The sequence below is a fragment of the Psychrobacter sp. 4Dc genome, assembly GCF_002836715.1.
GTDB lineage: Bacteria > Pseudomonadota > Gammaproteobacteria > Pseudomonadales > Moraxellaceae > Psychrobacter.
The window spans coordinates 33761-57417 of the sequence record NZ_PJAT01000059.1; the positions used below are offsets into that span (position 1 = coordinate 33761).

The 23657-nt window shown below is 41.6% G+C and carries 20 protein-coding genes and 2 tRNA genes; 6 read left to right on the forward strand and 16 right to left on the reverse strand.

Translation table 11 applies throughout. From position 1 onward, the window contains the following. The first annotated feature begins 32 nt into the window (after nt 1-32). A complete protein-coding gene (locus CXF61_RS02945) occupies nt 33-596 on the forward strand; it encodes a hypothetical protein (protein ID WP_165597088.1) in 564 nt (187 codons plus the stop codon). A gap of 119 nt (nt 597-715) precedes the next feature. Here CXF61_RS02945 and pnp read toward each other — a convergent pair whose 3' ends face one another. From pnp to tpiA, 14 genes are all read right to left on the reverse strand, one after another. Beyond that, complete coding sequence (gene pnp / locus CXF61_RS02950) at nt 716-2818, reverse strand: polyribonucleotide nucleotidyltransferase (protein WP_165597089.1); 2103 nt, start codon at nt 2816-2818, stop codon at nt 716-718. A gap of 690 nt (nt 2819-3508) precedes the next feature. Further along, on the reverse strand, nt 3509-3775 hold the full coding sequence (rpsO, locus tag CXF61_RS02955) for a 30S ribosomal protein S15 (RefSeq protein WP_045443035.1): 267 nt from the start codon (nt 3773-3775) through the stop codon (nt 3509-3511). A 378-nt stretch (nt 3776-4153) separates the two neighbouring features. Further along, a complete protein-coding gene (locus CXF61_RS14010) occupies nt 4154-4330 on the reverse strand; it encodes a hypothetical protein (protein ID WP_193834171.1) in 177 nt (58 codons plus the stop codon). 113 nt (nt 4331-4443) lie between these two features. Next, a complete protein-coding gene (locus CXF61_RS02960) occupies nt 4444-4605 on the reverse strand; it encodes a hypothetical protein (RefSeq protein ID WP_162799524.1) in 162 nt (53 codons plus the stop codon). A gap of 97 nt (nt 4606-4702) precedes the next feature. Then, nucleotides 4703-5227: a type 1 glutamine amidotransferase domain-containing protein gene (locus tag CXF61_RS02965; protein ID WP_165597090.1), complete on the reverse strand. Its 525-nt coding sequence runs from the start codon at nt 5225-5227 to the stop codon at nt 4703-4705. A 386-nt stretch (nt 5228-5613) separates the two neighbouring features. Beyond that, a complete protein-coding gene (gene truB / locus CXF61_RS02970) occupies nt 5614-6705 on the reverse strand; it encodes a tRNA pseudouridine(55) synthase TruB (protein ID WP_165597091.1) in 1092 nt (363 codons plus the stop codon). Between the two features lie 9 nt (nt 6706-6714). Continuing rightward, nucleotides 6715-7104 carry a ribosome-binding factor A gene (locus CXF61_RS02975; protein ID WP_102078739.1) on the reverse strand — a complete coding sequence of 130 codons (390 nt, stop codon included), beginning with the start codon at nt 7102-7104 and terminating at the stop codon, nt 6715-6717. Between the two features lie 201 nt (nt 7105-7305). Then, nucleotides 7306-10032 (reverse strand): translation initiation factor IF-2, encoded by a 2727-nt coding sequence (gene infB, locus CXF61_RS02980; protein ID WP_165597092.1) that lies wholly within the window; start codon nt 10030-10032, stop codon nt 7306-7308. A 148-nt stretch (nt 10033-10180) separates the two neighbouring features. Further along, complete coding sequence (gene nusA / locus CXF61_RS02985; RefSeq protein ID WP_057757751.1) at nt 10181-11665, reverse strand: transcription termination factor NusA; 1485 nt, start codon at nt 11663-11665, stop codon at nt 10181-10183. A 135-nt stretch (nt 11666-11800) separates the two neighbouring features. Beyond that, nucleotides 11801-12301, reverse strand: a complete 501-nt coding sequence (gene rimP / locus CXF61_RS02990) for a ribosome maturation factor RimP (protein ID WP_165597093.1) — start codon at nt 12299-12301, stop codon at nt 11801-11803. Between the two features lie 450 nt (nt 12302-12751). Further along, nucleotides 12752-12828, reverse strand: a tRNA-Met gene (locus CXF61_RS02995). A 123-nt stretch (nt 12829-12951) separates the two neighbouring features. Beyond that, nucleotides 12952-13035: transfer RNA gene (locus CXF61_RS03000), tRNA-Leu, on the reverse strand. 141 nt (nt 13036-13176) lie between these two features. Next, the gene (gene secG, locus CXF61_RS03005) at nt 13177-13485 is read right to left on the reverse strand and encodes a preprotein translocase subunit SecG (RefSeq protein ID WP_021814138.1); all 309 of its coding nucleotides are present in this window, start codon (nt 13483-13485) and stop codon (nt 13177-13179) included. A gap of 214 nt (nt 13486-13699) precedes the next feature. Next, complete coding sequence (gene tpiA, locus CXF61_RS03010; RefSeq protein ID WP_165597094.1) at nt 13700-14512, reverse strand: triose-phosphate isomerase; 813 nt, start codon at nt 14510-14512, stop codon at nt 13700-13702. Nucleotides 14513-14896: 384 nt separating this feature from the next. Between tpiA and pilB the strand changes: the two genes are divergently transcribed. The 4 genes from pilB (at nt 14897) to coaE (ending at nt 19783) form a co-directional block, all read left to right on the forward strand. Further along, nucleotides 14897-16612, forward strand: a complete 1716-nt coding sequence (pilB, locus tag CXF61_RS03015) for a type IV-A pilus assembly ATPase PilB (RefSeq protein ID WP_165597095.1) — start codon at nt 14897-14899, stop codon at nt 16610-16612. Nucleotides 16613-16824: 212 nt separating this feature from the next. Beyond that, nucleotides 16825-18048, forward strand: coding sequence for a type II secretion system F family protein (locus CXF61_RS03020; RefSeq protein WP_165597096.1), 1224 nt, complete (start codon nt 16825-16827; stop codon nt 18046-18048). Between the two features lie 7 nt (nt 18049-18055). Continuing rightward, entirely contained in the window at nt 18056-18955 is a 900-nt protein-coding gene (locus CXF61_RS03025; protein WP_165597097.1) for a prepilin peptidase, read from the forward strand. A 141-nt stretch (nt 18956-19096) separates the two neighbouring features. Beyond that, on the forward strand, nt 19097-19783 hold the full coding sequence (gene coaE, locus CXF61_RS03030; RefSeq protein ID WP_102078745.1) for a dephospho-CoA kinase: 687 nt from the start codon (nt 19097-19099) through the stop codon (nt 19781-19783). Here coaE and rlmB read toward each other — a convergent pair. Together rlmB and CXF61_RS03040 are read right to left on the reverse strand one after the other, a co-directional pair. Continuing rightward, nucleotides 19746-20516 (reverse strand): 23S rRNA (guanosine(2251)-2'-O)-methyltransferase RlmB, encoded by a 771-nt coding sequence (gene rlmB / locus CXF61_RS03035; RefSeq protein WP_165597098.1) that lies wholly within the window; start codon nt 20514-20516, stop codon nt 19746-19748. The two genes, coaE and rlmB, sit on opposite strands and share 38 nt — an antisense overlap. A gap of 223 nt (nt 20517-20739) precedes the next feature. Beyond that, entirely contained in the window at nt 20740-21075 is a 336-nt protein-coding gene (locus CXF61_RS03040; RefSeq protein WP_057757729.1) for a pyrimidine/purine nucleoside phosphorylase, read from the reverse strand. A 764-nt stretch (nt 21076-21839) separates the two neighbouring features. Between CXF61_RS03040 and recN the strand changes: the two genes are divergently transcribed. Further along, nucleotides 21840-23519, forward strand: coding sequence for a DNA repair protein RecN (recN, locus tag CXF61_RS03045; RefSeq protein ID WP_165597099.1), 1680 nt, complete (start codon nt 21840-21842; stop codon nt 23517-23519). Nucleotides 23520-23657 lie beyond the last annotated feature (138 nt).

Genomic DNA, 23657 nt, shown 5'->3' on the forward strand with positions numbered 1-23657 from the left:
GTATACTTGATTTGGTTTTAGAGAGGCTTACAATGGCGATTTTGCAATTCACACATGCCTCTATTTTAAATAGCAATGCGCAGTTGCTTATTTTACCTGTCAACAATGCTGGTGTCGTTTTAGATCCTGTACTCACACGAGCGAAAACTCTATTTCCTGATAATTATAGTCGCTATCATCGCGCGTGCCGCGATGGTAGTCTGAATGTTGGTAGCTGCTTACTTAATAAGCGTACACGTGAGCAGGTCGGACTTGGTATCAGTAGTAACGGTAACCAGCCAAACTATATTGCCAACCTTGTGATATCAAACCATCCTTATCATCCAGCGCGCACACGTTGGCTGACTGCTGCCTTGATTGATTTGCAACAGCAAATAATGCCGCTTATACGTTACCAAGGCATACGCAGAGTTGCATTACTTGCTCGGCCGCTTATCTCAGGCAAACCACGTGATATCGTATCCAATGAAAGCACTACAGCAGATACTCTGCCCCTAGACTGGCATGCTGATACGTTGCCATTACTAACTGAGTACTTACAAGACCTACCAAAACTTCGTATCGATATACATCTGCCTAAAAGCATTGAGTTATAAATGGCCTTTTAGCTAGCCAGTCATCGTCTTTTTGAGCACATAAAAAAACCGCCTTGAATACTCATAACGAGCATTTCAAGGCGGTTTTTTATTACTTAAACCACATCAGATATTGAGTATTAGTTCTGCTCAACACCTTTCATAGTTAGTTTGATACGACCACGGTTGTCAACGTCTTGTACGAGTACTTTAACGACCTGACCTTCTTTTAGATAGTCTGATACATTCTCTACGCGCTCTTCTGCGATTTGTGAAATATGTACTAGGCCATCAGTGTTTGGCAAGACATTTACAAATGCACCGAAGTCGACGATACGAGCAACGGTACCTTCATAAGTTTTACCAACTTCAACTTCAGCAGTTAGTGCTTCGATTTTGCCGATAGCTGCCTTGGTCGCTGCTTTGTTTTCACCAAAGATACGGATAGTACCTGCATCATCGATATCGATAACCGCGCCAGTTTCTTCCGTTAGCTGACGGATAGTTGCGCCGCCTTTACCGATAACGTCACGAATCTTGTCTGGGTTGATTTCGATAACCGCGTAGTTTGGTGCATGAGCATTGATTTCAGTACGGCTCTCAGGCAATACTTGGTTCATTGCTTCTAGGATATGGATACGACCTGCATGGGCTTGTTTAAGCGCTTGCTCCATGATGTCAGGGGTAATACCTTCGATTTTGATATCCATCTGAAGTGCAGTGATACCATTTTTAGAACCGGCCACTTTAAAGTCCATATCACCTAGATGATCTTCATCACCCAAGATGTCTGACAATACAGCAAAACGATCGCCTTCTTTAACCAGACCCATCGCGATACCAGCCACTGGTGCTTTTAATGGTACGCCTGCGTCCATCAATGCCAGACTTGCACCACAAACAGAAGCCATAGAAGACGAACCGTTAGATTCAGTGATTTCTGATACCACACGAATCACATACGGGAAACGCTCACTATCTGGCAACATCGCTTGTACACCGCGGCGTGCTAGACGACCATGACCGATTTCACGACGTTTTGGAATACCTTCACGGCCCGTTTCACCAACTGAGAAATGTGGGAAGTTATAATGCAGCATGAAATGGTCACGAATCGTGCCACCTAGTGAGTCAATCATGTTGACGTCACGGCTGTTACCAAGTGTGGTAGTAACCAATGCCTGCGTCTCACCACGTGTGAACAATGCTGAACCATGCGTATATGGCAATACACCAACTTGTACGTCAAGCGCACGAACTGTCTCAGGGTCACGACCATCGATACGCGGCTTACCTGACAAGATGTTGTCACGAACAGTACGATATTTAAGGTCGTTATAGATTTCTTTAAGCTCAGATACGGTATCAGCATAAGTTTCTGACTCAGCATCACCAGCAAGTGCATCAATAATTGATTGCTTAATTTCATCAAGCTTCGTGTAACGTGCTTGCTTATCAGTAATGGTATAAGCGTCAGCAACTTGCTCGCCGAACTGCTCTTTCATGCTGCTAGTAAGTGCTTGATCACGCTCAGGAGCAGAGTATTGCTGCTTAGCAGTACCGATCTCTTCAGCCATTGACACAATGTTATCAATAACGATTTGTTGTTGCTGATGGCCGTACAATACTGCACCTAACATCTGGTCTTCTGACAGCTCTGCCGCTTCAGATTCAACCATCAATACCGCAGACTTAGTACCAGCCACAACCAAATCTAGGTCACTGGTTTCAAGCTGCTCAGACGTTGGGTTTAGAACGTATTCACCGTTAATGAAACCAACACGAGCGGCAGCAACAGGACCATTAAATGGTGCATCAGAAATAGCCAATGCTGCTGAAGCACCGATTAGTGCAGCGATATCTGCAGACTGAGTTTTATCTGATGATACAACTGTTGCGGTAATTTGGATTTCGTTTACGTAGCCTTCTGGGAATAGCGGACGAATCGGACGGTCAATCAAGCGTGAAGTTAAAGTTTCAAATTCGCTCGCACGGCCTTCACGTTTGCCGTAAGCACCTGGGATTTTACCCGCTGCATACATTTTTTCTTGATAATTAACCGTTAGCGGAAAGAAGTTTTGACCTTCTTTAGCTTCTGATTTTACGACTGCTGCAACTAATACGGTTACGCCGCCCATGTGTACTAAAATAGAGTTTGCTTGACGGGCAATACGGCCTGTCTCGATAACAACCTGCTGGTTGCCATATTGAAATTCACGCTTAATGGTGTTGAACATTGTCATATAATCTTCCTAATGTTGACTGACAAAACTGATATCAGCGTCAAAAAAAGCTGATATCTGTCATTAAAATTCTGTGTATATGGCTATCAGTTGACATGTTTTCTATTAGAAATCATCGCAACCAATGCCAATAACGTTACTTGGTTATCTCATATATTTGTCTGAGTTAGACATCGTACTATTATGTATATTCGGTCGTGCAATTTTGGCTTTACTATAAATACTATCAAAAAGACATTAAGTCAAAAGACTTCGATGCTAAAAACCCTACAGGCTATTTTCTAGGCTTTCAAATATCAGCTATCCGCGCCGATTACCAAGCCAAATAATAAGTATTTTATCAATAATCGCCATATCTGTAGCAGATGCGCTATCAAAATCATAAGGCATTATTTTACAGTGATTTATAGCTATTGACCAATTAATTGCACAGTAGCGCAATTATCGTCAGAAAATACCGTATTTGAGACTTGGTTAATACAGTTTATACCTATATTCCTCTTAGCTATTTTATAGAAGGAGTTATAGCTCTTACTATTTGAGCACGGTATCTAAAACGAATAAGCATAAAAAAACGGCGTGAAACTATTCCACACCGTTTTTAGAGAAATCTATTTTATCGATAATAACAAACAATTTCCAAGCGATTTAGCAAAAAATTCAGCATCCACTCGTACTATTGTCGTTAGATTAACGACGTAGACCTAACTGGCTGATTAGAGTAGTGTAACGACCAAGGTCTTTACCTTTCAAGTAATCAAGCAGTTTACGACGCGTGTTAACCATACGGATAAGACCGCGACGGCTATGATGGTCAGCTTTGTGTGCTTTAAAGTGGTTCTGCAAATCATTGATACGAGCACTCAACAAAGCTACTTGAACTTCTGGAGAACCAGTGTCATTTTCGCCACGTTGGTATTGAGCGATGATTTGTTCACGATCGGTATTAGTTAGCATAAATATCTCCGGCAATGCTAAAAACTTTAAATACAGGCTGCAATTTGAGTCAGTATTAAAGCAATAGAATAATAAATAAAATAACCTGTACGCCATTCAGGACAACCCTGCATTACTAGAGTTGACCTAGTGTACGACAAGCTCAGTTAACAACCATTTAATATGTTTTGAATCGTACATTGCATTTAGCTATAGCAGTACTTAATCAAAGTAATGGGCTAACTACAGTACATCATTCAAAACCTAATTTAAATGTGGGGGTAATTATAACAAAAAACTGCTGAACTAGCAGCAGTTTTTCATAATACTTGTAAAGCGACATTTAATTTCTAGTAGCTAGTATTCTATAGATAACTATCTATTAAGTGCCTACCTAGGCTACTTGTTAACGTCAGACTCTGTCGCATTGCCGCCTAGTTCATCATCTTCAAGAGGCACGGCAGTAGCCACTTCCGCTAGGCTGTCTGGGGCAGTATGCTCACTTGGATTGATTTCTTCTGCAAGCTTTTCAATCTCTTTTTCTTGCTCGTCCATATTGTTCGGTGAATTACTCATATTAGCTCCTGAATTATTATTTTGTGGACTAACTGTCGTTGCACTCATCGATCATAAGACGTGCAAACTATAAACATATCGATGCCACCTATTACAGGTGGCATATTAAAAACCTACTTATCTTCTTTCGCATTTTCTAAGTTAGCTGCGATACGTTCTGCTGCTGCTTCGCTGTTTTCACTATGATTGTCTTCAGTTTGACCTTTAAGCGCTGCTTCTGCTGAATCAGAACGTTGTTGCTCAAGCTTAGTATCATTTGGATTAGAGTTTGACATAGTATTTTCCTTGGTTATGGTTATAAATGTTAGTTATAAAAATTTGAAATTTAACAGTACTTAGTTAATTAGATTTGTTTAGTTAGAAGCCAAAATTCTAAGATAATGCTTTATCTATGGCATCAACAAAATTGGGTATATCATCTGGGTTACGCGAAGTAATAAGATTACCATCTACCTGCACTGTCTCATCTACATAGTTTGCTCCAGCATTTTCTAAATCTAGTTGCAATGTAGGATAAGCGGTAAGGGTTTTACCTTTGGCAATACCTGTATTGATGAGAACCCAAGGAGCATGGCAAATGACAGCTAATGGCTTTCCTGCTTCATTAATAGCATTGATAATTTGATGAGCCTTTTCGTTGCCACGAATAGTATCTGCGTTGACAGTACCGCCTGGTAAAACCAATGCATCATACTCAGAAACGTCAGCATCTTCTGCAAAGATATCGGCAGTAAAAGTATCACTCTTATCTACGTCTTGCTGCATGGCTTGCACTTCTTTTTTATCATTTGTTGTTATGAGAAGTGTTTTGTAGCCTTTGTCTTTTAGCTGATTATTGACATCTTCGTACTCTGCTTGTTCGAAGTGGTTATGTAGTAAAAAAGCGATCGTTTTCATAACTTTCCTTCTTCTTATCTATTAGTTTTTGTGAGCCAGTATATTTTTACAAGCTAATTTTATTATTATTCGGTAGTAAATGTTCCTTTGAACTATTTTGTTTTTATTTAAATGCGTCCTTTTTGCATTGGTTTTTACTTCTAAGTGTCTATTATTATATTTATTAACCTTATGGCAATTTTTTATTTTTATAATGTTTATCCTTTTTATTTTTTAGCTCAGCATTCCCTATCTGATGAATCTAGAGTACAAAAAAAACAGGTTTCACCATAGGCGAAACCTGCAATAAAATGTGACGGTATGTGATTAGTGTAAACTATTAGTAAATCAGGTCAATGTTAGGTGGTAGTTTCTCTATTTAAGTAACATTGATGAAAACGTTACTATTAGCGTTGAATCAATTTCTTAGGTTGTAGACGTCCGTTTAAGCTCACAGACCCCAAACCAAGAAACTCTTCCTGCTCATTGAGTAGACATATATCAACTGGTATTTCGTGCTCTAGGAGCTGAGGCACATCAAGATCAGTATCAGCTTTACCATTGGTACTAGCGTCATCATCGATACCAACAGAACTATCATTAGACAGCTGGTTAGAAACCATATTAGTAACATAATCTTTGAGCTTACCTGTTAGCTCATCAAATACGTTTAGGCGTTGCCCCATATGTACACGGGCGCACTGTTCCTCTGTCAGCGTCAGTTCAGCATCGATATCAATACAAGCATCGATAGGCAGTAGCCAAGACTGACGCTCCTCTAAACTATGCTCTTCTAATAATGATAAAGCGATCGCATCATCAATGCTGAAGTTCCCTACTTGTGTACGACGTAATGCCGTCAGATGTCCTAGTGTGCCTAGCTGCTTTGCAATATCTTCCGCTAATACACGTACATAAGTACCTTTCGTACAAGTAACCGTTAGATTAATCTGGGTATCGTCTATCATCTGTAGATTGATTGCTTTAATCGTGATATCTCTAGGCGGTCTATCAACCTCAATGCCAGCGCGAGCATATTCATACAGTTTTTTGCCATCTTTCTTTAGCGCTGAATACATCGGTGGTATCTGCTGCTGAGCACCCAAAAACTGCTGGGCAATAGTCGCCAATGATGATTCATCAAACACTGGGATAGAAGCCTGAGTTACGATTTGGCCATCAGCATCACCAGTATCGGTTTGACTACCTAACAAGATAGTCGCTTGATAAGATTTATCAGCATCCAGTTGATAATGGCTAAACTTGGTAGCTTCACCCAAGCAAATAGGCAACAGGCCAGTTGCCATCGGATCAAGCGTTCCTGTATGCCCAGCCTTTTTACTATCGTGTATCGGTGATTTAAATAAATACTTCACTTTTGACACGACTTGCTGCGAGGTCATACCTTTGGGTTTATCCACCAATATGACACCTGCAACTTTTACTTTATCAGGTACTTTATTGGCTTGTTTATCAACTTGCTTAGACGCTATAGACATAATAATAATTTACTCGTCATTCTCGTTTTGCTCAGTTTTAGTCACGGCCTTACTAATCAAGTCCATCATATAGTTACCACGAGCCGTTACTTCATCATAATGAAAACGTAAGCGCGGCGTAGTACGTGTTTTTAAGCTATGGCTTAGTTCCGTACGCAAAAACCCTGCTGCTTTATTCAATACTTTGATGCTCTCTTCATGATTAGTTTTGTTCATAGCATCATTGAGCTCAGGCTCCATGATAGTGACATAGACGTCCGCATAGCCTAAATCTGGGCTAACTTTGACACTAGAGATTGTGACAAAACCCGTTAGACGAGGGTCATTAACTTCATCGCGAATAAGAACAGCAAGCTCACGCTGAATCTGATCCGACAATCTTTGTAAACGTTGGTTCATGTTATTACCTTACTTTAATGGGCTTATTTTATTACTGTATAAGTCTGCTGATTAATAGATGTGGCACTAATATGTGCTAAAAAAGGCCTAGCAGGATGTACCTGTTAGGCCTAAGTACAGCTGAATATTAGCAAAGTATCTAAATAGCTCAGCGGATTACGCATATTGCATTGATACATACTCTGCTATCGAACAGCAGCTTTAGATAGTACGTGCGAACTCTTGGATTTCAAAGACTTCGATCTTATCGCCAGCTTCAACATCATAACCACGAACGGCCAGACCACATTCCATACCAGTACGTACTTCATTAACGTCTTCTTTATAGCGACGTAATGATTGCAATTGACCAGTAAAGATAACTTGGTCATCACGCAATACGCGGATAGGTTTGTTGCGATAGATTGTACCTTCGACCACCATACAACCAGCAGCAGCACCGAACTTACTAGAACGGAATACTTCACGAACGTCTGCAACACCAAGGATTTTCTCACGATGTTCAGGAGCAAGCATACCGCTCATTGCTGATTTAACATCATCGATCAAACCATAGATTACGCTATAGTAGCGAATATCCATGTTAGCAGTGTCTGCTTTGCGACGTGCGGTAGCATCTGCACGAACGTTAAAGCCTAAAAGTACCGCTTCACTAGATTCGGCAAGGGTTACGTCAGACTCAGAGATAGGACCAACGCCTGAACTGATAACTCTGACTTTTACTTCGTCAGTAGACAATTCATTTAGGGCAGCTAGTAGTGCTTCAAGTGAACCACGTACGTCTGTTTTTAGTACGATATTCAAGAATGACACATCGCCTTGGCCCATCTGATCAAACATGCTTTCCAAACGCATCGCATTTTGACGTTCGAGTTGACGCTCACGCTCACGGTTGGTTCTAAAGTCCGCAACTTCACGAGCTTTTTTCTCATCCGTTACAACTAGGAACTCACTACCAGCAGCAGGTGTTTCAGGCAGACCTAAAATCTCTACAGGGATAGAAGGACCAGCTGACTTGATACGTTGGCCATGCTCGTCAGTCAATGCACGAACTTTACCATAATGCTCACCAGCTAGAACCAAGTCGCCTTGTTTCAATGTACCTTTTTTCACTAGGACACTAACGACAGGACCACGACCTTTTTCAAGTCTCGATTCAATAACCACACCCTGAGCAGCACCGTCTAATGGTGCTTCTAGTTCCATTAACTCAGCTTGTAAGCTAATGAACTCTAGCAAGTCTTCGATACCTTCGCCTGTTTTGGCTGAGATACGAGCCATTGGTGTATCGCCACCCCATTCTTCCGAAACAACTTCTTTCGTCGTTAATTCATTAAGAACACGGTCAGGATCAGCGCCCGGCTTATCCATTTTGTTGATAGCAACAATAATCGGCGTACCAGCTGCACGTGCATGATCAATCGCTTCTGCTGTTTGTGGCATCATGCCATCATCAGCTGCAACAACCAATACAACGATATCAGTCGCTTGAGCACCACGTGAACGCATTGCGCTAAACGCTGCGTGACCTGGAGTATCAAGGAAAGTAATAACACCGCGATCAGTTTTTACATGGTAAGCACCGATATGCTGTGTAATGCCGCCCGCTTCACCATTCGCAACTTTCGTTTCACGAATTTTATCTAGTAGTGAGGTCTTACCATGATCGACGTGACCCATAATAGTCACTACTGGTGGACGAGTCTGGATATTACTACTACGCTCATCAACTGCGTACTGTAAGTCATCTTCGACTTTAGTATCACTAACTGGTACTGGGTTGTGACCCATTTCTTCAACAAGCAAGCTTGCGGTTGCTTGATCAATCGTATCTGATTCACGAGCCATTTCACCCATTTTCATAAGTAATTTGGTTACTTCGCGAGCTTTAACTGCCATACGCTGAGCAAGATCGGCAACTGAAATTTGCTCACTAATCTCGACATCATAGACGATTTTTTCGACAGGTTTTTCAAATTTATGCTGTGATGCCTGAGTTGAACGCAAACCGTTTTTGCGGTTTTTGATTTCGCGTTCATCTTGGTTCTTACGACGACGACCACGAGTACCAGTACTGTTCGAACCGCGTTTGATTTCACGACGTTCTTTTTCGAAAGACTCTTCTAGTGCATCACCGACCAGACCTTCAGCCAATGGCTCATCTTTACGTACTTCAGTAACAGGTTCACGATCTGTATATTTACCAGCCATTTTGCGCATTTGCTCAAGTGTACGCTTTTGCGCTTCTTCAGCTTGTGTGCGGCGGGTTTCTAGTTCGATTTCACGCAGACGCGATTCTTCTTTCTCACGAGTCTCGCGAGCTTTACGTTCAGCAGCGGTTTCAACTTTAGGCTTAGTAGCAGCAACCTTTTTCTTCGGCTGCTCTTTAGGCTTAACTTCAGCAGTCGCTTTGCCGCCTTTTTTGACGACAACTGATGTAGAAATATCATCATTCTTGTCGTCTGATTTTTTGCTAGAGCCTAAGCTTGCGCGCATTGCTGCTAGCGTTGCTGCTTGACGCTCTTCCGCTTTTTTCTTAGTAGCGGCACGTTCTTCAGCTTCTTTTGCTGCACGTTCTTGAGACTCAATTAGAGCCTGCTCACGAGCGGCTAGCTCTTCAGCCATTTTTTCTGGATCAGGCTTTTCGAATACTTTCTTTTTACGCACTTCTACGTTGACGCTCTTAGATTTACCAGAAGAGCCGGTCACACGTGCAGTACTGGTCGTCTTAGATTTAAGACTAATACGACGCTTTTCTTGTTGACCATGACTTTGCTTTAAATACGTCACCAGCTTTTCTTGCTCAAGCTCGGTGACTAGGTCATCCTCTGCGCGAGCAGGCAGGCCAGCATCTACTAATTGCTGCTTTACAGCATCTGTAGTTTTGCCTACCATTTCTGCCAGTTCTTTGACGGTCTTATCTGCCATTTATTATCACCTACTGTCTATTATTTGCTATATGTTCAATTCAGTTGTTGGCTACAAATGATTGGGTTAAGGCTGATACTTATAAATAGATATCAGCGCTTTATTCTCAATAGCATATCACCAAAAGACAGCGATATGCAGTTACCGCTTATTCATCGAACCAAGATTCCCGAGCTTTCATGATGAGTTTTCCTGCAGTTTCAGAGTCTAATCCTTCGATATCTTCTAGATCGAAGACGGCTTGTTCTGCCAAGTCATCAACAGTAATGATGTCTTTTTGCGCCATTTTATAAGCCCAACTGACTGTCATACCTTCAAGCTCTTGAAGCTCTTGACTTGGCTCTTTCATGTTCTGTTGTTTGACCAGTTCATCAGCGATGACGACTTCTTTAGCACGCTCTTGAATCATATCAATCGCTTCATCGTCTAGACCTTCGATATCATAGAAAGTCTCAACTGGTACATAGGCCACTTCTTCGATACTGGTAAAACCAATATCAACCAATGCCTGTGCTAAATCTTTATCTACTTCTAGGCGCTCATAGAATAATTCAATAAACGCTTTCGATTCGTTTTGTTGACGTTGCTGATACTCTTCTTCGAGCATCATATTAAGCTTATAGCCCGTCAACTCAGACGCTAGACGTACGTTTTGACCTTGTGAGCCAATAGCACGTGCCAACTGATCATTTGTGCTAAAGATAATATCTGCTGTTTGCGTATCTTCGTCTAAAATGATACTGCTTACGTCAGCAGGCTCTAGAGAGCTAATGATAAACTGGGCAGGATCATCTGACCATACCACCACGTCAATACGCTCACCGTCTAACTCTTGCTGTACTGCTTGGATACGTGTACCACGCATACCGATACAGGCACCAACTGGATCAATACGATGATCATTAGTCTTCACGGCTATTTTAGCACGAGTACCTGGCAGACGAGCGACGTTACGAATTTCGATGATTTGTTCTGCAATCTCAGGCACTTCTTTTTGCATCAATGCTGATAGCATTTCAGGATGTGTGCGAGATAACAGTAACTGTGCACCGCGGTTTTCACGGTTTACATGGTACAAGATAGCGTTGATACGCGATTTTGCACGGAGTTGTTCGCGTGGCAACATCTGATCACGTGACAAATAACCTTCGGCATTGTCACCCAAATCGATGATATAGCCATCACGAGTCTGTTTTTTGACTTCGCCATACATCATCTCACCAACACGCGGCTCGAAAGCGTCTGCAACTAGTGCACGCTCAGCTTCACGAATCTTTTGAATGATGACCTGTTTGGCTTGAGTAGCAGCAATACGACCAAATTCGATTGATTCAATTTGCTCTTCTTTAATATCACCAATTGACCATTCTTCCTGATCAAGATCGGTGATAGCAAGCTGACAAGCTGGCATTTCATGGTCTTCATCTGCAACCACTGTCCAGTAACGATAAGTATCGTAATCGCCAGTTGCACGGTCGATCGCTACCCGTACAGCCACTTCTGGCTGCTCGGTATATACTTTTTTCTTAGTCGATACCACCAAAGCGTCTTCAATTGCTTCAAAGATATCTTCAGGATTTAAGCCCTTTTCATTACTGACAGTTTCTACTACCGTTAAGATTTCACGACTCATGCTATACCTGTCCTATCATTTTTTAATTGACTTAAATTTTATAATTTGGGTGCTGCTATTATATAGTTGCTATAAGCCACATAAGCTATTGGAAGATAAAACTGTCTACCTATAAACAGTTACCCTAGTACGAATCTAGGCATCTTCATAAATCAAATTGGCTTTATCAATATTACTTAGTGCAATCTCAAACTGCTCGCCATCACTTGACGTCAGTTTTAAAGATTTTTCATCAATACTATCTAAAGTACCTGTGGCTTTACGACGTTTTTGATCGCCTGTACCGATAGCTTGAATCAGACGCAAGCTCACAGTTTGACCAACATACGCATGCATTTGCTCATCTGAGAAAAACGCACGATCAAAACCAGGTGAAGATACTTCTAAGATATACTCACCAGCGATAGGATCATGAACTTCTAAGATACCGCTTACTTGATGGTTTACTGCCGCGCAGTCTTCAATCGTTACTTGTTTATCTTGGGCTTGCTCTTCTGGCAATGCCTCAATATAGATACGTAGTAAAGAGCGACGACCTTGTGGCGCAAACTCGATACCCCATAATGACACATCACAAGCGGCCACGGCAGGGGCAATAATATTAGTCAGTTCTGCAACTTTAGTCGAAAGCTTCATAATCTCTTTGTATTTTCCTATTCACTTATCTATCGTACTTAGTAAACCGTATTAAAGATTGACTCTTATCTATATAGCAATCTTATAATAATAAGAATCACGGTCAGTATATAATTTTAAATCACAAATATATGATACATATTGTGCATTTATATAGGGACGAGCGTAAAAAACATCAAGCTCGGCCAAACAATGCTTTTATTATTTATAAAGCACTACTATCGATAAAAGTATGAGGAATAAAAGATAGTGTTGCTTAAGAAGCATCGTGCCGGTAGCGGCCGATGATGACCAGTGACGAGTAATATCGTACTCTATAGACTTAGAGCTTAGCATAAGTAGGATAGATACCGCGATAACACTGACCTTCAGATACAAAAAAACCCACAAACATAATGGTGGGCTAATCGGTACTGAAAAATTTAGTGTACAAAACATCAGTATAAAAAGTGGTAGCGGGGGCTGGATTTGAACCAACGACCTTCGGGTTATGAGCCCGACGAGCTACCAGACTGCTCCACCCCGCATCAATCTAGAACGCATATTATAGGGAGGTTTTGTAGAAGTGTCAATACTTTTTTTAAATTAATTATAAAAGAAGTATTATCTGCTAAAAATCCAACCTGACGCTATGCTACGTCTGTAAAACTTGGTGCGATTGGGGGGACTTGAACCCCCACAGCTTTCGCCACCACCCCCTCAAGATGGCGTGTCTACCATTCCACCACAATCGCATTGTACTGCTCTGTCTCTATCGTCCAGTCTATAATCAATGATGCTTAAGGTAGGCATCTATAGAACAGGAGTTGCGAAAACAGGAAAGCATTGTAAATCTAACCTACCAAAATAGCAAGCGCTGCCTACTTAAAAGAGGCTTACTCAGGATTTTGAGTCAATGGACGCGGCGTTTGCGGTGCTGAAACTGGCGCATCTAGACGAAACTGATCTTCTGCTTGCTTACGAGCATGAACAGCAAGTGTCATACTAGTAATAAAAAATATGACCGTTAGTACTGCCGTAGCACGCGTCAAGAAGTTAGCAGTGCCTGCTGCGCCAAACACGGTACCTGACGAACCGGCACCAAAAGAAGCTCCAGCGTCTGCCCCTTTACCATGCTGTATCAGAATCAAGCCGATCATGGCAATGGCCACAATAATATGCAGGGCTAATATAAACGTAAACATGGTGGCCTCTTTTGCCGCGTAACGACGACTGATAACGGAAAATAAAACGTAAGATTAATAAAATGACAATCGGCATGATTAAATGCCAAATCGACTATATAAATAAGGCGCATTGTACACGATTGCAAGGGTAGTGTTAAACCTACTTTTACCAACCGATAAAACCATACTCTCTATAAGCTATGATCTTGATATCTGAGCGTTATTTATTCATTTAAGCATTGGCTTGGTTAAATGCATTGGCAATCGCTAGAAAGCTCTCTGCTTTTAATGAAGCACCGCCCACTAATGCGCCATCAATCATAGCGTCAGAAGCAAAGCTATTGGCATTATCAGCATTAACACTACCGCCATACAGCACGGTAATTGTATTTGTTATATCAGCAAAGCTTGCAACCGTTTGCTTAATATACTGATGAGTCTTACTCACTTCTGCCACAGTAGGCACTTTACCTGTACCAATGGCCCATACAGGTTCATAAGCGACGAGCAGCTTTTCAGATAACGATGATGCTAAATCTGGCTGTTGAGTCAGTAAATCCTTAATAACCGAGAGTTGCTCATTGATAACGTCGAGTGTTTGACCATTGTCATACTGCTCTTGCGTTTCGCCGATGCAAAATACCACGCCTAAGTTCTGAGAAAACGCATGAGACAATTTGCTTATCAGGCATTTATGAGACTCTTTGTGATATTGACGACGCTCAGAGTGGCCAAGTAGCGTCCAAGTAGCACCTGCATCTGCTACCTGCTGTGCTGAGCAGTCACCCGTATAGGCTCCTGTACTTGCACTATAAGTACTAACATCCTGTGCTGCACAGAGTATTGAGCTATCTGCTAGACGCGCACTCACTGTACTTAAATGAACACAACTGGGCGCTACCATTAATTTACAGCGGTTTTTTGACGCCTGCGAGTTGGCTCGTTCTTCAGTATTAACTTTAGTTAATAAGTCGTCCAATAGTGTATTGACAGCACTGTTAGTCGCAGGATTCTGTTTCCAATTGCCAATTACCCAAGCTTGCATACTTATTTACCTTGTCTCATGTATTCATGCCAATTCGGCTAATATGCGCGTCAGTATAACAAATAATTCGTAAGTGCTATAGTAGCGTGCCACCATGAGCAGAATCACTTCTGCAAACTTATCTACAGAGAATATATCAATAGACCGTTATTTTTACGAGCTAGTCGTCTAATGGTATATATAAATTTTTCAAACTAAAGTAAAGTTCTATACTACAGAGTTTATAAAATCAAATATTATTGCTAGTTCTATATATAGATTTACAGGTAGATAAGATAAACAAAGCAAGATAGTTCGAGCGAGTTATCGACTAGCAACGACAAGTATATAGCGGGCAAGACCAAGCAGGTCTACAGCATATTTTGTATCAAAGGAGAGGTTATAATGTCTATCGCAACCAGTAAGTACGGTGGTCTAGCGCAGCAACTGATTAACGACGGTGTCGTTAGTGAAGCGAACATGAAGACGGCACAAATTGAATCGCAACAGCAGCAAATAGGACTGGTACCTTATCTGGTAGACAATAACCTGGCCGATGCTTATTTACTTGCCCAAATGTTATCCCAAGCTTTCGGTGACCCTCTATTTGATCTCGATGCATTAAACATTGATGTTATTCCAAAAGACTTGGTTGATGAAAAAATCGTTCGTAAGTTTAATGCTTTACCACTCTTTAAACGGGGACAACGTCTATTTGTCGCACTAAGTGATCCCACACGCGTTGATGCCATTGATGCGATTGCCTTTAACTCTCGACTGTCGATAGAAACCATTGTTGTCGAAGAAAGTAAGCTCAAAAAGCGTATCGAAAGTGCATATGCAGATACGATGCAAAGCTTTGATAGCTTCTCTGATAGTGATTTAAATGTTGGCTTTGAAGACGGTGATGAAGATAAAGAGGATGGTGAGACTCAGCTGAATGACGGCGTCGATGAAGCACCTGTTGTAAAGTTCGTTAATAAAATGCTAGTCGATGCTATCCGTATGGGCGCTTCTGATTTACATTTCGAGCCATATGAAAAGTCTTTCAGAGTACGATTTCGTGTCGATGGCGTCATGCAAAAAATGGCCAATCCACCGGTTCAACTTGCGAATAAAATTGCAGCACGTTTAAAAGTCATGTCGCAAATGGACATCTCAGAACGCCGGGTACCGCAAGATGGGCGTATTAAACTAAAAATTTCTAAAAATAAAGCCATTGATTTCCGAGTAAACTCATTACCGACGTTATTCGGTGAAAAACTTGTCTTGCGTATCCTTGACCCATCCTCAGCCATGTTAGGTATTGATGCATTGGGGTATGAACCAGATCAGCAGGAAATGTTTTTAGAGGCATTACACAAACCACAAGGCATGTTGCTTATCACTGGTCCTACTGGTTCTGGTAAGACGGTCTCCCTTTACACTGGTATCAACATCTTGAATACTGGCGCAACCAATATTTCAACGGCTGAAGATCCAGTTGAAATTAACCTTGAAGGAATTAACCAGGTCAACGTTAATGCCAAAGTTGGTCTAACGTTTGCCAATGCGCTCAAGTCTTTTTTACGTCAAGATCCTGATATTGTTATGGTCGGTGAGATTCGTGACCTTGAGACTGCTGAAATTGCTATTAAAGCGGCGCAAACAGGTCACATGGTTCTTTCTACCTTGCATACCAACTCAGCACCTGAAACCTTAACGCGTCTACGTAACATGGGTGTGGCCTCTTTCAATATTGCCACATCAGTTAATTTAGTCATTGCTCAACGTTTGGCAAGACGACTATGCAAGAACTGCAAAAAACCTATTAGCATTCCGCGTCAGAGCTTATTAGAAATTGGTTTTACTGATACTGATCTGGATAACACTGATAATGTTATTTATGAACCAGTCGGCTGTAATGAATGCCGTGAAGGTTATAAAGGTCGTGTGGGCATCTATGAAGTGATGAAAGTCAGCCCTGATATTTCACGCATTATTATGGAAGATGGTAACGCAATAGATATCAAAGACGCTGCTATTAAAAATGGTTTCCGCGATTTGCGTCGTTCTGGGATTTTAAAAGTGTTGCAAGGAGTCACAAGTATTCAGGAAATGATGCGAGTGACTTCTGAATAATAAATAAAATTCATATTATAAATCTTAGTATCCCACCTATTAATTGATAACTGATTCATAAGCCAGCAATGTTCTTTATCAGATACTTTTAAAAATAAAACAGATAGACACTGGTTTTTTACGCTAAAATAAAGTATGCCTGACTAGTATCTTAAGTCTGGTATTCTATTGTAAATTTACAATATATATTGGACAATTTTGAGGGTAGTAATATGGCAAAAGCTAAGACCGATATGTTGTTAGATTTTGTTTACGACGGTGTGAACCGACGTGGACAGAAAGTTAAGGGCGAAACTACTAGTCGCAACTTAGAGCTAGCGAAAGCGACCCTACGTAAACAAGGTATCACGGTTAAAGGAATTAAGAAAAAACCAAAACCACTTTATACCTTTAAAAAAGCCATCAAAGCCATTGATATTGCTATTTTTGCTCGGCAACTAGCAACAATGATGAAAGCGGGTGTACCGTTAACCCAGTCTTTCGAAATTGTCGCCGACTCCCTTGATAATCCAAGTATGAAAGACTTAGTATTGCAAATTAAAGCAGATATTGAGGCAGGTGGTACCTTTGCTTCTGCACTGCGTAAACATCCGCGCTATTTTGACGATTTATTTTGCTCCCTCGTCGAATCTGGTGAACAATCAGGTGCACTTGAGACGATGCTTGAACGAGTCGCTACTTACAAAGAAAAGAGTGAGCTTCTAAAAGCAAAAATCAAAAAGGCGATGAAGTACCCTATTGCTGTTATCGTAGTTGCTATCATTGTCACTATAATTTTGCTCGTAAAGGTAGTACCTGTATTCTCTGGATTATTTGAATCATTTGGAGCGGAATTACCTGCTTTTACTCAGATGGTAGTAGCGATGTCTGAATGGATGCAGGCATGGTGGTTTATTTTGATTATTGTCATTGGTGGATCAATTATTAGCTTTACTGAGGCTAAAAAGCGCTCTAAAAAGTTCCGTGACTTTTTGGATCGGGCTACCCTAAAGGCTCCAATTTTTGGAAATATTGCTTATCAAGCAATTATTGCTCGGTTTGCACGTACGCTATCTACAACTTTTGCTGCTGGTGTGCCGCTTATCGATGCCTTAGATTCTACTGCTGGTGCGACCAATAATGTTGTTTTTTACAATGCAACTCAGCAAATTAAGAGTGATGTATCTACTGGTCAGCAATTACAGTTCTCTATACGATCTACCAACTTGTTCCCAAGTTTAGCTATTCAGATGGTTGGCATTGGCGAAGAGTCTGGTAGCTTAGAAGAAATGCTGGATAAAGTCGCTGTCTACTACGAGAATGAAGTTGATAACGCTGTTGATGGTCTAACTAGCTTGATGGAGCCACTCATTATGTCGGTATTGGGTGTATTAATTGGTGGCCTAGTCATTGCAATGTACTTGCCAATCTTCCAAATGGGCGCAGTAGTAGGATAATGATTTGATGCAATTTATACAGTTACTACAAGAGAACAGTACCCTAGCTTTATTCGTATTTGGCCTATTAGGTCTTTGTGTTGGCAGTTTTCTAAATGTCGTGATTCATCGCATACCATTGATAATGGTCTATGGTTGGAGACAAGAGTGTAGCCAGTTTATGTCTGAACAGGCAGATATGCCACGCGAGCATACGCTACCCATAGCAAATATTGTCGCTACTGACCAACCGATTACTTTAAGTCGCCCAGCTTCACGCTGCCCTCATTGCACACATAAAATTAAGTGGTATGAAAACATCCCTTTAATAAGTTGGCTATTACTACGCGGCCGCTGTTCAAGCTGCAAAGCGGCTATTGGTCTGCGTTATCCTCTCGTTGAGCTAGTAACTGCCCTCTTATCCGTGTTAGTAATATATAAGTTTGGGGTAAATACTACAGGCTTGTCCGCATTGGTTTTAGTATGGACACTGGTTGCTCTAACAGGTATCGACTTTGACACACAGCTACTACCTGATCGTCTAACTTTTCCTTTAGCAGGCTTAGGATTGGCGGTAAACTCACAAAGTTGGTTTGTCACACCAACACAGTCGATATGGGGATTACTACTTGGGTTTTTATCGCTATGGATAGTAGTCAAGGTGTTTTACTTAATAACTAAAAAACATGGAATGGGTCAAGGGGATTTTAAATTACTAGCAGTATTAGGTGCTTGGCTTGGACCTATGATGTTACCTTTGATTATTCTACTATCATCTTTACTCGGCTCTATCGTTGGGCTGATCTTGATGAAAAAACAGGGTGAAAGCCGACCTTTTGCTTTTGGGCCTTATATCGCTATTGCAGGTATTGCTGCCTTATTATACGGCTCAGATATCGTCAGCTGGTATCTCGGTATGTATGTCTAATAACTGACAGCGCACATTAGATTATTGTAGTAAATATCATTGTAGGAAATTTTCGGCAGCGACTCATAAGTAAGGCTTTACAAGGCCGATTGTGAGTTCAAAGCTGCATTCATTGTTCTATCTATCAGATAAGCCACTATTATGTCAAAAAATATATCGCACTCTTATTCACACCAACCACAAACCACGCAACCAAAAAACAAGAAGCTCGTGGTTGGTTTGACGGGTGGTATCGGTAGTGGCAAATCTGCCGCTAGTGCTTGGTTTGCTGAGCAAGGCATCGATATTATTGATGCAGACGTGATCGCCCATGAGACTGTCGCTAAAGGTAGCACCACTCTGCAGAAAATCCAGAAAAAGTTTGGTGATTGGATACTGACGGATGAGGGTGTCATGGATAGGGCTGCTGTACGTACACACGTATTTGCAAATCCTGAAGCGCTGATTGAGCTTGAGGCTATCACTCACCCAGCGATACGTGAGACAGCAAAGGCACAGCTAGATGCTAGTACTTCACCGTATATAGTCTTGTCTGCGCCCCTACTTATAGAGGCGGCAGAAGCAGGACTGGCTAATTTATGTCAACGTATTTTAGTCATGGATGCCACCGAAGACACGCAGCTTGCACGTGCCAGTCAGCGTGATGATCAAAGCATACAAAAGATTAAGGCCATTATGACCAATCAGCTGAGTCGTGAAGAGCGTAATCGTCATGCAGACAATGTCATACTCAATGAGAGCGACCTTGCCTCTCTGTATCTACAACTAGAACCCTTGCACCAAGAGTACCTTACGCTTGCCCAGCAGCTAAAGTTCGCTGGCGATTAACCTCGTACAACGCCATGCCAGTAGCAACACTCACATTTAGGCTCTGTAGATTACCATGCTCGTTTCCTGACATTGGAATATAAACCAACTCATCACAGCTTTCCATTGTCAGGCGACGCATACCCTCTCCTTCTGAACCCATAATGATAGCAGTCTTTCCAGTTAGGTCAGCGGCATGTATTGGTTTAGCCTCTTCACTAAGTGCCGTACCAAATACGAAAACGCCTGCATTTTTGATTTGCGACAACGTGCGTGCTAAGTTGGTAACGCTGACGATCGGCATCATCTCTGCTGCGCCAACCGATACTTTCGCCACTGTTGGCGTTAGGCTCGCTGCATGGTGTTTTGGACAAACCACTGCATCCACACCCATAGCCACTGCGGTACGTAGGCAGGCGCCAAAGTTATGTGCATCTGTGATTTGATCTAGTACCAATAACAAGCACTGTTCACGGCCAACAATAGTATCAAGCAAACCTTCATCAGCGAAACCTAACGGACGAGCATTGAGCACCACGCCTTGATGCTGCGGACTGCCACATAATTGCGTTAGCTTGTCTTTTTGGGTTGGTTGAATACTAATGCCGTTTGCTTCCGCTTCGGCCATGATAGCTTGTACATGACTGTCACTCTCACGCCCTTGCTGCACAAACAAGCTAAGACCATCAAGAGGACGATGTTCAAGTAACGCATCAATGGCATGAATGCCGTAAAAATAAATGGGTTTTGCCATAATAGGCCTACTAAATATAAAGTGGATATCGCACTAGGCGACGGGATAAAAGAAGATAACGTAGATTTTACGTGTCATGACCCATTGATGATGAGAGAACAGTAAACCAAACGTCAAAAAAGAAATAAACAATACCAATCCGATATTGTTTATTTTCTCGAAACACTAATGTGTGATAGAACAGGCGCTAGAATAATAAAGCTCAAGCGCCCTATTAATAATATCAGCCTTCTAGATGACAGACATATTGAACAATCTCTTCAGTACGTAGGTTAAAACCGCTATTGCCTTCAACGACAAATGATTGACCGGCACGGTAGTAGCTGAATTCATCATCACCATTGATCTTCACTTCACACTCACCACTAGTGATTTCGATACGCTCAGAAGTGTTGGTGCTAAAGTGATAATGCTCAACCAAGTTGTCACAAGGTAAGATCACGCCTAGCGTTTTATGACGACCATCCTCAAACATAATGGTATGGCTTGAGCAGCGACCATCATAAGATACTGTCGCTTGGGCATTAACTGTTACGTTAGTAAATTGCGCCGCTGTCATAGTGGCTTCCTTATCAAATAATTATGGCAAAACTAAAAAATAAGTAACGGGTTAAAGTACTGACAGAGTTGCACTGGGCTTCAAATACGCGACCAGTAAGCAAACATGCCTGCTTTAAATACTTTATCCCTCTATAGTAGATATCTGCGCGCTAAAGGTAGCCACAGGTTCTATGAAAACGCTTTTGAGTAATGATTGAGTGGCATATTTTTACCACTATACGCCTACAATTTTACAAAATTATGACTCGTTATCAGGTTGCATAGCGCATCAAACTCATAAGAAGAGTTTATCATTATGTGAGATTATGCTACCACATTATATCTATAAAGTTTGTTAAAGCGACGAGGAAAATTCTATTCGATGACAAGTATCTACCCGTTCGTTTAATATTCATTTGGTATTTTTCTAGGCGGATGCTAGACCATCATTTTAGGTATCTTTTTATCATTATCAGTCAAAATACTTCTTCTCATACTATGCTTATCTTTGGATATCCAATGACCCTAATGATTAATATCATAGGTATTATGTCGATGATTTATTGTCAGTTTTTAATAGTTTTATGGTAATCTCCCAATAATAAATTCTGTTATACCTCGTCTTAAAGTTTGTATTTACGCACATTTAACACCATACTATTTGCCTACAATATTTATCTAATTAGCAAGTTTAAATAGATATTTTCAATTCCTTATTTACCCTATTTATAGATGGCTTCCTAAGATTTATATGATGTCCATTGTCTGTCCTGAGAGGCGTTGATGCTAGTATCGTTAACTTTACATCAGTTTGCGTTGATTGCTCAGCATGAGCTGAGCGTGGCTGAAGGTTTTAATGTCATCACTGGTGAAACAGGTGCTGGCAAGTCGTTATTGCTAGATGCACTATCACTATGTGTCGGTGAGCGAGCAGACAGTGCAATGGTCAGGCATGGCGCTGCGCATGCAGATATCTACGCTCAATTTGATGTAGAAAATAACAGCGTCGTCGCTGACTGGTTTGCCAAAAATGATCGACCGCTAGAAGAGCCTGAAGTACTTATTCGTCGACAATTAAGCAATACTGGCCGCTCAAAAGCATGGCTAAATGGTTCACCGGTTAGCTTAGCGGAGCTAAAGAGTTTAGGTGCTTTACTGGTCAATATACATAGCCAACATGCTCAGCAAGCATTACTTAAGCCGCAATTTGTGGTGCAATGGCTTGATGAGATGGCACAGATAACACCGCTAGCCATCCAAACTGCCAGTAGCTATCAAGCCTATCAGCAGCTAAAACGTCGCGCAGATGACATCGCGAGCCGCGAAGCCCAGCGTCAAGATCGTATTCAGTTGTTGCAGAGCCAATTAGCAGATATTGCCCCGTTATTAGCTGTGGATTACGCCGAAGTTGAATCTGAACACGAAGAGCTCTCCAACATTGAAGCCTTAATGCAAGAGGCCAGTCATGGTCTGCATTTGCTCGACAATGATACTGATGAGCCAGACGTCATGACCTTGCTTGGGCAAGCGATCAAACTCTGTGACAATCAAGTAAGCGTCAGTCAAACGTTTGAACAAGCCTCTGAGCAGCTGCATCTAGCACAGCAGCAAATCACTGAGGTAACTGCCCTGCTATCAGATTATGCCGAACAGCAGCTCCCTGATCCTGAACGATTGCAAACATTAGACAACCTAATCAGCTTAGGACATCGTCTGTCACGTAAGCATAGCTTGCCAGCGAGTGATTTAATTGATGAAGCAAAAGGCTGGGAAGCGCAATTAGAGCAGCTAGAGAACGAGCCAAGTAGTGATGCAATGGCAGCACAAATTGAGCAGGCTTGGAAAGACTATCTCGCTCTGGCGACACAGTTAAATAAAGAGCGCACAAAAGCTGCCCCGATAATTAGTAAGCAACTCATCAAACAACTACAACCGCTTGCGCTACCCAATGCTCGCTGTGAATTTGTCTTTACCAAAAAAGCTGAACCTAGTCAGTACAATGCCCAAGGTTGTTTCGATATTGATTTATTATTCAGCGCCAATGTCGGTATGCCAATGCAGCCTCTACACAAAATCGCCTCAGGTGGTGAACTGTCACGTATGGCGCTCGTGATGCAAGTCTTACAAGCGACCAATGCTGATAACAATGCTGCCAAGCCTATGTTGGTATTTGATGAGGTCGATGTCGGTATAAGCGGCGGTACTGCGCAAGTGGTTGGCGAGCTGCTACGCTCACTTGGCCAAACACAGCAATTGCTAGCCATCACGCACCAAGCACAAGTCGCGGCACAAGCGCATCAACATATCTTGGTACAAAAGCACCATCAAGAACAGACCGAAAGCGAGCTACTCATACTGACCGACAGTGCACAAGTAGACGAGTTGGCGCGTATGTCTGGTGGTGTCATTATCACCGATGTCACGCGCGATCATGCTCGCAGCTTATTATCTGATGTTAAGTAACTCTTATCTGACCTATCTAACGTTAAATAATCATTCGTTTTCATTAAAACGGATGGTTATTTGAATTTCGGTAATGGTCAGTAGCAATTAGTACGAATCTTGCTTTTCTATTGATTATCACCATATAGTGGTCTTTCA